The following is a 14553-nucleotide window of genomic DNA, read 5'->3' as shown; positions in this document are numbered from 1 at the left end:
TCAGGATTCGGAATGATTTTTCAGGTTTCTTTTGTTTCTTGGTTCCTCGGTCTTTCCCGGTTTTCATCGGGAAGGATTGCGGATCTTTTCCTGGGTCTTTCGATCCTACTTTTTGTTTCAGGCTGCAGCCCCAAGGGAGAATTTTGTTCTTCCGAAGATTGCAAAAACGGAGCCGCAATTCTTGCGTTCGTCGCCGGGAGCGCTCACGACGGGGCGTACGAACCCGGCGAGGAGATGCAGGGCGGCCCCCAAATGACCAGCTACGAATTCGGTCCCACTGCCTTTCGTCAATTTGCGAAGAATGCTCCGCTCAGTTCGATTTCCGAGTTTACTGTGGGTCAAACCGTCTTCGAAGTTCCCTGGACTCCCGGTCTCAATACTACGATCCCGGATCGAGACGGACTCGGTCCCTTCTTTCATACCAATTCCTGCTTAGCCTGTCATGCAGCCAACGGCCGAGCGATGGAAGCGGACGGAGACGTTTTGACAACGAGCCTGGTTCGATTGAGCGTGGGAGACGATTCGCAGAACGTCGAGCCGAATTACGGAGGACAATTCCAACCGAATTCCGTGGGTGGGGTGGCGAAAGAAGGCGATGTGATCGTATCCTATCGAGAAATCGCCGGTAAATTCCAGGATAGCGGAGAATACGTCCTACGTTCACCCACATTACAATTTTCTAATTTAGGATACGGCCCGTTCGCAGCCGACGTCCGGACCTCGATTCGAGTCACACAGCAAGTCATCGGACTCGGACTTCTGGAAGCGATTCCGGAAAGCACGATCCTCTCGTTGGCCGACCCGGACGATAAAGACGGAAACGGAATATCGGGACGTCCGAACTATGTCCGCGCGATCAGCGGAGTCGACGCCTCGCTCGGAAGATTCGGATGGAAAGCGAATAACACCGATTTGATGCGGCAAAACTCCGCGGCTTTTTTAGGAGACTTAGGAATCACGACTCCGATGTTCTCGAACGAAAATTGCACGGGAGCGCAAACCCAATGCCAGTCGGCTGCAAACGGAGGTTCTCCCGAAGTTTCCCAAAGCAGAATGAACGCGATCACAAATTACATGAAACTCGTCGCCGTTCCCGCAAGAAGAAAAGCGGATAACGGAAGCGTTCTCGCCGGGAAGGAAATCTTTTTCAAAGCGGGTTGCAAGAATTGTCATGTACCGAAACTGCAAACGGGCCCCGCGAGTTTTCCGGAACTGTCCAACCAAACGATCCGGCCTTATACCGATCTTTTGTTACACGACATGGGAGAAGGTCTTGCCGACAATCGACCGGACGAATTAGCGAACGGCAGAGAATGGAGAACCCCTCCTCTATGGGGAATCGGTTTGTTCGAAGTCGTAAACGGTCATACGAGATACCTTCACGACGGAAGAGCGAGCAATCTCATCGAAGCGGTTTTGTGGCACGGCGGAGAAGCGGAGGCGAGCCGGAATTACATCCTAAAACTGGATATACGGGACAGAACGCACTTGGTCAATTTTCTCAAGTCGCTTTAAAAATTAATTCGTTAAGCGGACATTCAATCGCACAAACGGACTCAAGCGGGGCTGGTTTTAAAGGCGGATTTCGATTCCAAAAATCGGCAATCGACCGCCCTTAAAAAATGTGCGTTTCGCGCTGTAGCCCGGTTCTTGAGGAAAGCGCGCTTCTCGATGAAGTCGGTTCTTGGAAAAAAACGATTCGATAAAGGCGATTTCCTTCAAGGACTTGCTGCGTAATGAATCAGCGTCTCGAACAGGATTGTAGAACCGAGTTTTAAATTTTCCAGACTGATGTTCTCATCCTTTCCGTGTAAACTCTCCGTGTCCTTTGCCGAAAGAATCGCCGGATTTAAACCGTAACATTTGATCCCGATTCTGCGAAAGCGCGCGTTGTCCGTTTTCCCCGCGGACATAAACGGAGCGGCGACGCTTCCTGGAACTTTCGACGTGGAAACGTTCGCAAGAATCTGAAACAGATCGTCGTCCAAAGGGGAATCGTCCGGTCCGATCTCGTCGAAAACCTCGACCGCAATTTTAAATTTGTTCGCGATGGTTCGGATCTTTTCGATGTATTCCTTCGAATCGACGCCGGGAAGAATGCGAACGTCCAGTTTTCCGAACGCTTCTCCCGAAAGAACGTTGTATCCTTCTCCTTCGAGAGTTTGAATTCCCGTGATCGCCTTCGTATTTCGAGTCATCGCGGAAAGATGTTTGTTCTTCTTTAAAGTGCCCGTAAGCAAAGGTTTGATCAAAGGGTTGGAAGCGTTCTTTAAAAAGAAGGAAGTGGGAAAGGAAGCGACCGATCCGAGTTGATAAAAATAAGCCTTCGTTTCATCCGTGATGTGAATTCCGGAATCGAAGGAAAGAATCTCTTCGTAAAACCGGATCAAATTCAAGGTCGCGTATTCCGTGTTAGGCGCGCTTCCGTGTCCGCTTTCTCCTTTGGCTTTGAGTTTCAGCCAGATATTTCCCTTTTCGGCGTATTGAATGTTGAAGATCGTCGCGCCTTGAATTCCCACGTCTTTGGTCGCAACCCCGCCTTCGTTCAACATCGTATCGAAACCGCGAAATACGTCGGGATGATTCTCCGCCATATAACGCGCTCCTAAAAAGCTTCCGCTCTCTTCGTCCGCGAGCGCCAAAAACATCACCTTTCGCTGAAGTTCGATCTTGGATCGTTTCAATTCCAAAAACGCCATCAACTGCATCACGGCGAGACCCTTCATATCCAAGGCCCCTCTTCCGTAAATTTTTCCGTCCACGATGTTACCGCTGAACGGAGGCACGGTCCATTCGGCGGAATCCGCTTCCACAACGTCCATGTGATTTCCCAAAATGATTCCCTTCAAAGAACTCGGCTTGGAAGGTTCCAGCACCGCGACCAAGTTCGCACGTTGGCTATTTTCCTTGGACGCATAAATCTTAGAAGTGATTCCTTCCTTTTGAAGAAGTTTCTGAATGTATAAAACGGCTTCGAGTTCGTTGGAACGTTCGGTGCGAATTCGAATCAGATCTTGTAGAATTTTTGCCGCTTCCTGATTTCGTTCTTCCCAATTGACGGTTTGCGGAATTGGTTTGAGAGAGATCGTTCGAATCGGCGAAGAAGAAATACATCCGCTCAAACACGAAATACAAAGAGCAAGAAGAAGCAAAATATTTATCATAAATCCAAACAGGAAGCTCTTATTCTTGGAAAGAAACAAGTAACTTTTTTCATCCCGTTTGGTTCGATATGCGCGTCTCGAATTTCCGGATGATTTTTATCCGATAAAAACAAGATTCGTTGACGAAAAAAAGAATTCCAGTTACAAAGTTCGGATTCAAGAGGCACTATGGCATTTCGTAGAACGATCGGAGCGAGCGCATCCGAAGACAGACTGGAAAAGTTGATTCAGGATCGATTGAAACCCGGAGCGGATAAAACGAAAATCGATCAAAGGATCTGGGATCTTTTCGGAGAGGATTGGTGCGTGATGTTTACGGATCTTTCCGGTTTTTCCAGAGGAGTCGAAAAGTTCGGAATCATCCACTTTCTACAGACGATTCACGAATCGGAGCGAATTCTTATCCCGATCATAGAAGACCACGACGGAATCCTTTTGAAATCGGAAGGAGACAGTTTCTTGGTTATCTTTCGAAACGTGGGCAAAGGGATCGAATCCGCGATCAAGATGCAACAGGAACTCGTGACGTACAACCAAGACAAGATTCCGGAAGAGAAAATCCTTCTCTGCGTCGGACTCGGGTACGGGAAAGTGTTGAAGATCGGAGATTCGGACGTGTTCGGTTCCGAAGTCAACACCGCGAGCAAACTCGGAGAAGACACCGCAGAAGCGGGCGAAATCCTAGTCACCCAGTCCGTATTCGAACAAGTCGTAGTCAAACACCTTCGTTTCGAGGAATTAAAGGAAGCCCCCGCCGGAACTCCGAAAGCATACAAACTTCTCTACTGATCCATTCTAATATTAGAATATTCTAAATTAGATCGAAAAACGGGCCGCCGATCACATAGGGCAAATCACCCTATGGGTTCGGAATGTTCCGCAAAGATTTCGGAAGATTCTTTCCTTGACCGACCGCGCAAAGAAGGTTTCGATAAAGGCAGTGTTTCCCAAAACGCAATCATTCAAGACGGGATTCTTCCTTCTTTTTTTGTTTTCGACGTTTGGAACCTGTAAAGCGAAGACAGACGGCGAATTGCAGATTCTTCTTCAATCCGCTTCTCTCCTCGGCGAAACAAAATGCAGCTGCGAAAAGGTTGAACGAAAAGAAGGGATCGATTCCGAAGAACTGGCGATATGTCTTCATCTTTTGGAAGAAACCCAAAGAAAATACGGAGTCTACGTTCGGAAATTTCCGGAAACCGCGAAACAAAGCGAACTGGTCGTCCAAAAATCCTATGCCAAAAATTGTCTGCGCTAAGTCCTTAGGACAAAATCCCGCGCAAGAAATTCAGAAACGTTCGTTTAATCATTCGTATACGGGTTCCGCGATTTCATGAAACCATCCATTCACACAGAAGGCCCTCTCCCCGACCTTTCCGGTTCGTATCAAATCACCATTACGGAAACTTCGGTTCTCGCGGTTTCCGCGACGATTCGCATCGAACAGGAAGAGGATTTGATCCGGGTCAGTTTAGAATATAAAAATCAGAACAAGGCGGATTCTCCGCCGAAACGTTTGCAGGGAAGAATCACCGAAAGAAACAGACATCACGTGATCGTTCGGTTTGAAAACGGAACCTGGGAACGTTATGTGTTTCATGAGGGAAGATTTTCCGGTCACGAGTTTCTGTTTTAGAAACGAAACTTAACCCCGGTTTTTCAAAAGCACTAAGGTCATATCGTCGCTCTGAATCTCTTCGAACGCCGTTACCGTGGAAAAGATCTCCGTTCCGAGCTGCCGCAACGGAAGTTTTGCGTTGGATTCCAATAACTTCATCAATCGTTCTTCTCCGAACAAATCCTCGTTTTGATTCCGAGCTTCCGTGATTCCGTCCGTATATAAAAGGACGATGTCTCCCGGCGACATGGGAATCCTATGATCCTCCAAGACTTCCCCCAGATCGTCCACGATTCCAAGCCAAGATCCGTTGGTCGGGATGACTTCGACCTTCTTCTCCTGAGCGCGGTAAATCATCAGATCCAGATGTTTTCCGGCCACGAGAAGATGATCGTCCTCCAATCGAAAGAGCATCATCGTCATATATCGATCCGTTCCGAGCCGCGCGATGTTTTCCTTGATGACTCGGTTCGCTTCGATTAACACTTCGGAAGGACTGAGCATCGCGTGCTGTTGAACGATCGCCTGGATCGCGGTCTGCGCCATCATCATGATGAGACCCGATTCCACGCCGTGACCCGAAACGTCTCCGATGCCGACCCACTTCTCGCCGTTAGGCGCATCGATGATGTCGTAATAATCTCCTCCCACCGAATCGGTGGGAACCATCAACGCCGCCACTTCGTAATGTCCTATGTTCGTTCTTCTCGGAAGAAGAGCCGTTTGGATCATCTTTGCGAGTTGCATTTCTCCCCAAAGAGCGTCGCGGGCCCGCAGCAAATCCGCACGGGACTTGTCCAGATTCTGATTCGCGCCCACCAATTCGGCGCGCAATAGATATTCGGACCGAACCAGTTTAAACCGAACCCAGGAAATCGCTGCGGTGATGATGATCGTGGAACCCAAAAAGAAAAGATTGTTCACGAGAATTCTCGGATCGAACGGTTGATTCTCCCACGCGTTGAACCCGAGATAAATCGACAACGTTAAAAATCCGTTGACCACGGAGTGAATCGGTCTCCAAGAAAGTAGAATGTTCACCGCCATCAACACGAGCATCAACCCGGCGTAATAACTCGAATTGAATCCTCCCAAGTCCACCGTCATGAGAACGATCATCAGACTTACGATGGATGAAATGATGTAACCGTGTACCGGATACGAACGATTCGGATGCGTAAAACGGATGAGCAGATATTCTATGATGACTAAAACCGTGGTCGCTCCCCGATAGATCGCAAACCGCAGATGCAAATGCGGAGGCTGCGTGTAATAATCCAACAGAAGAAAGAAAGGAATCAGAACGATACAGAGCATGGTTAGAACCTGCATCCATTCGCGCACGATACCCTGAAGGTATATTTCGAAATCATGATTTACTTTCGAATCGACGATACTATGTTCTTTTGCTCTAAACGTCATTCTCTTGACCGTTTTAACCGTTTGGTACGCGTATTTCGAGAAACATCTGGCAGCCGGTCTCCTCGAAAAAAATACGTCTGTGTCCCGGAAGAGTCGAAGCCAATTCGAGCATCTCTTCCTCCGTTCTGTGATACAAAACCCAATCCAACCAATACTCCATAAACGCCTTATTCGGATTGCTGACGTGAAAATTTCCGACGATCAGCTTTCCACCCGGCCGCAACATTTCGAAGAGCCGAGCGAGTACGGCTCTTGCCACGGGCGGAGTCAGATAATCGAAGAGCCCCATCGAATAGATAAAATCGAATCTTCCCCAGGCTCCCGGAAGATCCCGAATGCGAAGCATGGATCGCACCGAATCGTTGATGTATTTTACGTGAATGGAAATTCCCTTTTCCAGTTCGAGCTGATTGACCGTGTTCATCGCGACTCGAAGCGCTTCCATATCCTGATCGAGGAGCGTAAAATGAATCTTCTTATTGGTCTCTATATCGCTGAACGCGTCTCCGATTTCCTCAGCGGGACCGCATGCAACGGACATCGCTCTAAATTCGGACGTGTTGTGGTTTTCCACCGCTTCCCGGATTTGATCGGAGATCATCCTGCGGCGATTGCGCACCGCGTTCGCTGCGGGAATTTGTATTGGATAACTGTGAAGCAAACGCGCGAACAAAGTTTTTCCGATGATATCGTTTTCATAGATCATTCTCATCATCTCGTAGTCGCCCGCGTAACCTCTCGGTTTTAAATTGGTTCGGAGCATAAACGCGGAATGCAGAATAAAATCCCAAACCTGTTTTCTAAAAAAGAATCCGTGCGCTTCGTTTTCGTCCTTCGAGAAATCCTTCGTGTGTTCTTCGAGTTCGAGAACCTTCGATTCGAAGAATTCCATAAACGTCTGTCCTTCCCTTTCTATGATCATCTGATGGAGATGATCCTGAACCGGACCCGGTTCCTTTAAAAATTTCCGATCCAATTCGTCGAAGAATTGTTTATATACGTTCAGCTCGAAGGTAAGATTGGAACTGTATTCCTTAAAGTGTTGCGTTACTTTTTCTTTTTGATTGAGAATGAGTTGAAGATTGAAAAGCCCCGTATCGTAAACCGTAAATCTTCTTTTGCCGATCAGATCCGCCACGTCGATCGTGTCGTCGAGAAGAAGGACGATGTATTGAGGAGTGGACGCGTCCTTGACCGGAAGCATTCTGCATCGGCCCAATTCGATTTTTTTTCCGTCCAGTTCTATGATGAATCCGTCCGCGTTGAACGGCACGAAGTAGGAAGGCGGTTTGGGAAGACGAATCTGAAACGAATAACGCGTGTGACCGCATATTTCCACGCCGATGGCGCTTCCATTCGTTCGCAGTTCCCCCGAGATTGTATGTTCCACAATCATAAACTCATTGCCCTACTACTTGAATCCTTCCGTCCTTAGTTTCGAAAATTCGAAGAGCCGAGAAACTCAGATCCTGCCATTTTTTGCCTTTGTTGTAGATGAGCTTCACCTTACCGGTCCCCTTCTTGACCATCTCCAGAGTTTTGATCACCGGAGTGATGGTGGAAGAATTCATATATTCCAATTGTCTAAAGTCCCAGATGACGGCCTTATTCTGCATCGCTCCTCGTTTCATGACATCGGCCAACGTCGGTATGATGAATTGACTCGGGTTTCTCTGAACGCTTTTACCGAGCCAACGAATTTCAATCTGGTCTCCGTCTACAACCTCTAACTGAAGCTGGTCTTCCGAAAAAATCTGATTGTTTAAGCTCATGTCAAACCACCTGTTCCCTGTCCAATTTCGGTTGTAGCGCCGAGACATAGAGAATATCGTCTTCGTTCACGTAAAAATCTAGAATGGCTTCTCCCTCGTATGCGATGCGGATCAATCCGAGACCGCTTTCGTTATCCTCTAAAGGTTGCCCCGCGACGAGTTTTAACCTTTCCAAATACGCTTGAAACGGAGATTGATAACTTCGGATCCATTGAATGATGGAATCAAGTCGTCTTAAATTTTCGACGATCCCCGCGGATGGAAGAGGACTCCAAGCCTGTACGAGCATTCCGTCTTTTCCGGATTCGAGTTTGAACGTGAACTCCTGCGTTTCGCTCGTAAAATGTCCGTATTTGATCGCGTTCTCGAGAATCTCCGATGCGATCATACAAAGGGCGTCTCTCGTCTCGTCGGACGAACCTATTTCTTCTAAAAAGCTACGGCAGCTTTCTCGAGCCCTTTCGATTTCCGCCCAAACCGGGCGCAGTTTCATCTCAAGCAATTTGCCTTCGTTATTTTTTTGACTATTTTCCATCCGAGCCTCCGGGCTTTTTACGGCCGCACATATTCTCCAACGTTGGATGAGGCGTTGGAATCTTCATAACATACCGACCGGGAAGAATACTTCCTGCGGTTCCTTTTTTCCTCGAAGCTGAAACATTCCCACGGCTTCGACGTTGATTTCGTGACGAATCGATTCGTATGTGAGCGAGTCGATCAGGATATCATGACCCGTGGTTTTCGTCAATGCCTCGAGTCTGCTCGCCGTGTTCACTGCATCACCTAACACGGTGTATTCCATGTGACGGGAAGAACCGATGTTTCCGGCGAATACGTTCCCCGTGGAGATACCGATTCCCATGGCGACCGGCGTTTTCAATTTCGGATTTCTGCTTTCGTTAAATGCTCTCAGATACTCCCGGATTTGGAGCGCAAGCCGGACGCAATTCAACGTGTCCTCGTCTTCCGGAAACGGACAACCGAACGTGATCAAAAGCCCGTCGCCTAACAGTTTATTGACGGAGCCTCCGTTCGCATACGTAAGATCCATAAGTCCGGTAAAGAGTTCGCTCAAGAACGCCGCAAACTCGTCCGGATTAAGTTGTTCCGCGATTCCGGTGGAATTACGAACGTCGCAGAACAACATCGTGGCTTGAACGTTCTTCCCTTCGAGTTCCGTTTGTCTGCGTTCATCGACGAGATAGTCCACCAAGTTTTCCGGAAAATATTTTTCCAAAAGACGTTTCGCTTGTTCCACATCCTCCATACGTTTGCTGAGTTCTTCGGATTTAGCGTGCAATTCGCTGATATCCCTCAGAGTAAAAACGCAGCCTTGGGAAGAACCGTTCACGTCGTGGATCGGAGCGATCGTACAGATCACTGGAATATTTCTTCCATTGGAACCCGAAAGAATCGCGTGCTCGAATACGGAAGGAGAATGATTGATCGAAGCGTACGAGATCAGGTTTTCAATGACGGTTCCTTTATCATCCCGGAGATTCATCACCTCGTCCACGATTCGTCCTCGAACGTTCTTTTCTTCCACGCCTAAAAGAGAAGCCGCAACCGGATTTAAGAACTTAACTTTGGAAACGGAATCCGTCGCGATCACTCCGTCGCCGATGGAGCTCAACGTCGTGGTAAACCAACTCGCGTCTTCCCGAAACCGTTTTTCCATTTTATGACGATAGAGACACATCTCGACCGTGATTTCGAGTTCCCGCACGTTCACCGGCTTGAGAATGTAACCGAAGGGTTCAGTGACCCGCGCTCTTCGAAGCGTAGCCTCGTCGCTGTGCGCGGTTACGTAGATGACGGGAACGTCCAAAACGTCCTTCAGCTTTACGACGGTTTCCACTCCGTCTATAAAGCCGGTTCCCAATACGATATCGATCAGAACCAAATCGGGTTTGATCGTACGCGCCATCTGGAGCGCCTTTTCACCGTTAGTTGCAACTCCGATGGAAGAATAACCGATTTTTTGAAGGATCTCCTGAATGTCCCTGGCTACGATCCGTTCGTCTTCGACGATCAGAATTTTGGAGGCCCTGGAAACCTTATTCTGAAGATCCAACATACTAAGTCCGCCGATCGCAAAGAATCGTCTTACGGATTCGATACGAACGTGAAAAAGCGAGGAACAAAAGCGGAATATCGAAAGGATTCGTTTTCGATCCTATTCTGTTTTGCATCGTCAAAACCTGCCTATCGTTCGTAACGAGCTGAAGGCGATCGAGATTCGATTCGTCTCAGCAGCCTGAAACCCTGAATTTGCAACGCTTTGAAACTGAAGATCCTGCGACCTTTTCAGGTCTCGGTAGCCGTTGCGGCAAACCGCCAGTACGGACTAACAGATTTTTTGACATTAGTCAACTAGTTATTTCCACATCTTTAAAAATGGAAAAATCGAAATTGTGAAAATCGCAGCACGATCCGTAACGATCGATATTTTATAAAAATTGAATGTAAGCTATAAAAGAGATTATTTCTTTGAAAGCGGAGAATCCATCCTTCCTCCGCTCCCGGATTCGTATACAAACCGTATCCAGGACCTTCGCGTTTCTTTTCAGTCAAAAACACCGAAAAAATGAAGCAAAAAGCCTCTTTTAAAGCGGGAAAATCTTCTCGAAAAAAAAACGGGAATTCGAGAAACTTCCAAAGCGAGAAACCTGCAACCGGAGATTGCAAACGACGATGATCCATTTTGAACACAACCCCGCTTTAAAAACTTCCAAATCGACTTCAGCCAAAAATCCCCCCATTCTGTTCGCGCACGGGGCTTGGCACGGGGCTTGGTGTTGGAAAGAGAATTTTATCCCCTATTTTCAAAAAGCGGGATACGACGTTTATTCTTTGGATATGAGAGGTCATGGAAAAAGTTCGAACCGAGGCGGATCTTTTCGCTGGCATTCGATCCGAAACTACGTTCAGGACGTCCAAGAGGTTCTAAATCAACTTCCTCAACCTCCGATCTTGATCGGTCATTCGATGGGCGGTTTGGTCGTTCAAAAAATATTAGAAAATACGCATGTACCGAAGGCTGTTCTGCTTGCGAGCGTTCCCACGCACGGTGTCTTTAAGATCACGCTCGAAATTTTACTCAAACATCCGATCAAATTCCTGAAGGTTTTGTTGACAATGTCCCTTCTCCCCGTCGTCGAAAATCCGAAGATCGGAAGAAAACTATTTTTCTCCAAATCGATCAGCGATGAAAAAGCGCTTCACTACGCTTCTCAGATGCAGGACGAATCCTTCCTTGCGTTTTTGGATATGCTGGTTCTTACTCTTCCGAAACCGAAAAAGGTAAAAACCCCTCTCCTCGTTCTCGGAGGAGAAAAGGACAGGTTCTTCGCACCGTGGGAAGTGAAACGAACGGCTAACGCGTATCAGGCGGAAAGTGAAATCTTTCCGGGAATGGGCCACAACATGATGCTCGACGAGGGTTGGGAAAAAGTCGCACGGAGAATCGACTCCTATCTTTCGGATTCAGACGATACGTCCGCGCGCGAGGTTCAAGGCAATCGACAAAACGGTTCGAACGAAATATCGAAAAAGAACGCCGCAACCGCCTCTTCCAAAAAAAAGACCGGAGCGAAAAAAAAGACGCTTCCCAAAAAGAAGAAAACGAAATGACAAACCCCGCTTTTGATAAGCGAACTTCCGTTTTAAACGGACATTTCGAAATAATTTAGTCAATTTATTATTGATTTTTTATAAATCGGGTATTCCATATTCCTTCACGCTTTTGTCCGGGACTCGGCCGGTGGGTCGATCCGGACAAAGCAAAGGAAGCGAAATATGGGATTTAGAATCCGAGCGTCTTTATTTTTTTCGATTCTCCTTCTTTCTTTGCCTCTGTCCTCTCAGAGCCTGCTCCTCGATTCCGGGTTTCAAAAATCCAATCTCATCGGTTATGTGGAACGATACGAGGACGATCACGCCTCTCTCAAGCCCGCGGATCTAAGCAACAAAGAACTTGTCTTTCAAAAAGTCAGCAAGGTAAATCTAGGGTATTCGGATTCGGCGCATTGGTTTCGGTTTAACGTAAAGAACGCCGAGAAGAATTCCAAACTCGTTCTCTACGAACTCGCATATCCGCTGATCGATTCGATCGAGGTGTTCGTTAAAAATCTGGATACGGGAGAAGTGCAAACCCTCTCCTCGGGAGATAAACTTCCGTTTGGAACGAGAGAGATCCGGCATCAGAATTTCATCTTTCCCGTTCGTTTGGCTCCGCAAACGGAATACCGTTTTTTGGTGAGAATTCTCACGGAAAGTTCCGTGCAGTTTCCGATGACTCTGTGGTCCGCAAACGAGTTTTCCAATCATATCGTGGATGAACAGAAAACGTTCGGATTATATTACGGAATCATGATCGCCATGATGGCGTATAATTTTTTTCTCTTTATCGGAACCAGGGACAGATCCTATCTCTTTTACGTATTATTCTTAACCGGTTACGTTTTGTTTCAGGCTTGTTTAAACGGACTTGCCTTCCAATATCTCTGGCCGGATTCGATCTGGTGGGCCAATTCTTCACTTCCGTTTTTTATGTTCTTCGGAGGAGGCTGGGGCGCGCTATTTTCAAGAGAATTCCTACGGATGAAATCCTATCATCCGCTTTTGGATCGGATTCTTCTCTCGTATTTCTTTTTGGGAATGATTTCTTCCGTTCTAACTCTCGGACTCAACTTTTCGATCGGAATCAAATTAGCGATCGCTTATGTGTTTTTGATGGTGGTTCTTTTGATCTCCTCGGGTCTCGTTTCCATCTTCAAAGGATATCGCGCCGCCCGATTTTATCTTTCCGCGTGGATCTTCCTCTTATTGGGAATCGTAACCTACATTCTGAAAACGCTTACGTTGTTTCCCTCCAACTTCGTAACGGAATATTCGATTCAATTCGGCTCTTCCTTTGAAGTCCTATTGTTGTCTCTGGCGCTCGCGGACCGAATCAATATCTTAAAAAAGGAAAAGGAGGAAGCTCAAAAGAAGCTGATCGAAAACCAAAAAGAAGCGTTGAAAAAACAAACGGTGATGACGCAGTCCTTCGAACGATTCGTACCGAAACAATTCTTAAATCATCTGGGGAAGGACGACATCAGCGACATTCGATTGGGAGATCAGGCGAGAAAAGAAATGACGATCTTCTTTTCCGATATAAGACATTTCACCAAACTTTCGGAAAAGATGGACCCGAAAGACAATTTCAATTTTTTGAATTCTTATTTGAAACGGATGAATCCTCTCGTCATTCAGAACGGAGGTTTTGTGGATAAGTTCATCGGAGACGCGATCATGGCGCTCTTTCCCGAATCGGGAGAAGACGCTCTACGCGCCGCGATCGAGATGCAATCCGAAGTCCGATTGTACAATCATCATCGACTCAAGACCGGATACGAACCGATCAAGATCGGAATCGGAATTCATACGGGTCACCTGATGCTCGGAACGATCGGAACCGAAGAAAGAATGGAAGGCACCGTGATCTCGGATACGGTCAATCTCGCATCTAGAATCGAAGGTCTTACGAAAAAATTCGATTCTTCCATTCTCATCAGTGAAAAGACTTTGCAGACGATCCCCGATCCGACCCGCTACAAGATGCGTTTGATCGGAAGAGCCAAAGTAAAAGGAAAAGAGGACGAGATCGTGATCTTCGACGTTTACGAAGGACTTTCCCAATTTCAGATCGATCTAAGAAACGATACGAAATACGAATTCGAAAAGGGAGTCACGAATTTTCTGTTAAAACAATTCGACCGCGCGGAAGACTCCTTCGCCTCCGTTCTCAAAATCGATCCCACAGATTACGCCGCAGAGATTTATCTCAAAGCGTTGCGAAAGACATCCACGCTTCGAAAGACCTAAAAAAAGTTTTGTCCAGGATTCACTCTAAATTGTTCCGACAAACCGTGGATCCGATAAGATGGACGCAGAATTCGATACTCGATTTGCCCCGATCAAAACAGTAAGATCGTAAATTTCGAAACAACGGAATCGACCGCCGTCACACGTTATCCGTCACCGATGACTTCGATTCTACGATGGAGTTTGCAAATTCCTGAAGCGCGATTCGAAACGTTTCGATCGTATCTTCTCCGATCAGTTCGTCGTTTTCATTTACCTTTCGGCGCGCCAAAGGAATCGGAAACGAAGCCTTTTCGACGATATGCGTGTTCATCACTTTGAGCGTCGTGAGAAGAGACGCATGGGCTTTCTCACCGCCCGAATACGAAGGAGAGGAACTGAGAGCCATCACGGGTTTATTCACGTATTCTCCCGAACCGACGACCCAATCCAGAGAGTTTTTCAAAACGCCCGGGATTCCGTGCGCGTATTCCGGAGTGCAGATCAAAACTCCGTCCGAGTTTTTCAGAGCTTCCCGATAACGCAGTACGACCTCGGGAGAATTCTCCCCATCCCGCTCCGGGGAAAAAAACGGAAGATCATCTAACTCCGTATAGGTGATAAACTCCATATCCGCAGGGGCGACTTTGGCGATTGCGCGAAGAAGAGAGGAACTGGTTGCCTGGGAACGAAGACTTCCCGAAATTGAAAGTATTTTCATAGCGTA

General features: G+C 47.3%; 12 protein-coding genes. 5 read left to right on the top strand and 7 right to left on the bottom strand.

Annotated features, from left to right (window positions below; all coding sequences use genetic code 11):
- Positions 1 to 12 precede the first annotated feature (12 nt).
- Positions 13 to 1515 (top strand): di-heme oxidoreductase family protein, encoded by a 1503-nt coding sequence (locus DLM76_RS14520; RefSeq protein ID WP_118965657.1) that lies wholly within the window; start codon positions 13 to 15, stop codon positions 1513 to 1515.
- Between the two features lie 203 nt (positions 1516 to 1718).
- Here the strand turns inward: DLM76_RS14520 and DLM76_RS14515 are convergent, their stop codons facing one another.
- Positions 1719 to 3164 carry a M20/M25/M40 family metallo-hydrolase gene (locus tag DLM76_RS14515; RefSeq protein WP_118965656.1) on the bottom strand — a complete coding sequence of 482 codons (1446 nt, stop codon included), beginning with the start codon at positions 3162 to 3164 and terminating at the stop codon, positions 1719 to 1721.
- A 168-nt stretch (positions 3165 to 3332) separates the two neighbouring features.
- Between DLM76_RS14515 and DLM76_RS14510 the strand changes: the two genes are divergently transcribed.
- A complete protein-coding gene (locus DLM76_RS14510; protein WP_118956808.1) occupies positions 3333 to 3953 on the top strand; it encodes an adenylate/guanylate cyclase domain-containing protein in 621 nt (206 codons plus the stop codon).
- A 544-nt stretch (positions 3954 to 4497) separates the two neighbouring features.
- A complete protein-coding gene (locus tag DLM76_RS14500) occupies positions 4498 to 4800 on the top strand; it encodes a hypothetical protein (protein ID WP_118956810.1) in 303 nt (100 codons plus the stop codon).
- Positions 4801 to 4809: 9 nt separating this feature from the next.
- Here the strand turns inward: DLM76_RS14500 and DLM76_RS14495 are convergent, their stop codons facing one another.
- The 5 genes from DLM76_RS14495 to DLM76_RS14475 all read right to left on the bottom strand — a co-directional run bounded on the left by DLM76_RS14495 (position 4810) and on the right by DLM76_RS14475 (position 10053).
- Complete coding sequence (locus DLM76_RS14495) at positions 4810 to 6204, bottom strand: PP2C family protein-serine/threonine phosphatase (protein WP_118965655.1); 1395 nt, start codon at positions 6202 to 6204, stop codon at positions 4810 to 4812.
- A gap of 13 nt (positions 6205 to 6217) precedes the next feature.
- The gene (locus DLM76_RS14490) at positions 6218 to 7600 is read right to left on the bottom strand and encodes a class I SAM-dependent methyltransferase (RefSeq protein WP_118956812.1); all 1383 of its coding nucleotides are present in this window, start codon (positions 7598 to 7600) and stop codon (positions 6218 to 6220) included.
- Between the two features lie 4 nt (positions 7601 to 7604).
- Complete coding sequence (locus DLM76_RS14485) at positions 7605 to 7976, bottom strand: hypothetical protein (protein ID WP_118956813.1); 372 nt, start codon at positions 7974 to 7976, stop codon at positions 7605 to 7607.
- Between the two features lies 1 nt (position 7977).
- Positions 7978 to 8511 carry an ATP-binding protein gene (locus tag DLM76_RS14480; RefSeq protein ID WP_118956814.1) on the bottom strand — a complete coding sequence of 178 codons (534 nt, stop codon included), beginning with the start codon at positions 8509 to 8511 and terminating at the stop codon, positions 7978 to 7980.
- A 63-nt stretch (positions 8512 to 8574) separates the two neighbouring features.
- Entirely contained in the window at positions 8575 to 10053 is a 1479-nt protein-coding gene (locus DLM76_RS14475) for an adenylate/guanylate cyclase domain-containing protein (RefSeq protein WP_118965654.1), read from the bottom strand.
- A gap of 617 nt (positions 10054 to 10670) precedes the next feature.
- Here DLM76_RS14475 and DLM76_RS14465 point away from each other — a divergent pair.
- Together DLM76_RS14465 and DLM76_RS14460 are read left to right on the top strand one after the other, a co-directional pair.
- Positions 10671 to 11609, top strand: a complete 939-nt coding sequence (locus DLM76_RS14465; RefSeq protein WP_118956817.1) for an alpha/beta hydrolase — start codon at positions 10671 to 10673, stop codon at positions 11607 to 11609.
- Between the two features lie 165 nt (positions 11610 to 11774).
- Positions 11775 to 13847, top strand: coding sequence for a 7TM diverse intracellular signaling domain-containing protein (locus DLM76_RS14460; protein ID WP_118965652.1), 2073 nt, complete (start codon positions 11775 to 11777; stop codon positions 13845 to 13847).
- Positions 13848 to 13986: 139 nt separating this feature from the next.
- Here the strand turns inward: DLM76_RS14460 and DLM76_RS14455 are convergent, their stop codons facing one another.
- A complete protein-coding gene (locus DLM76_RS14455; RefSeq protein ID WP_118965651.1) occupies positions 13987 to 14547 on the bottom strand; it encodes an NADPH-dependent FMN reductase in 561 nt (186 codons plus the stop codon).
- Positions 14548 to 14553: the final 6 nt, after the last annotated feature.

It is taken from the genome of Leptospira yasudae, assembly GCF_003545925.1.
Lineage (GTDB): Bacteria > Spirochaetota > Leptospiria > Leptospirales > Leptospiraceae > Leptospira > Leptospira yasudae.
The sequence above is the reverse complement of the archived record's forward strand: the minus strand, read 5'-3'. Positions and strand labels throughout refer to the sequence as shown.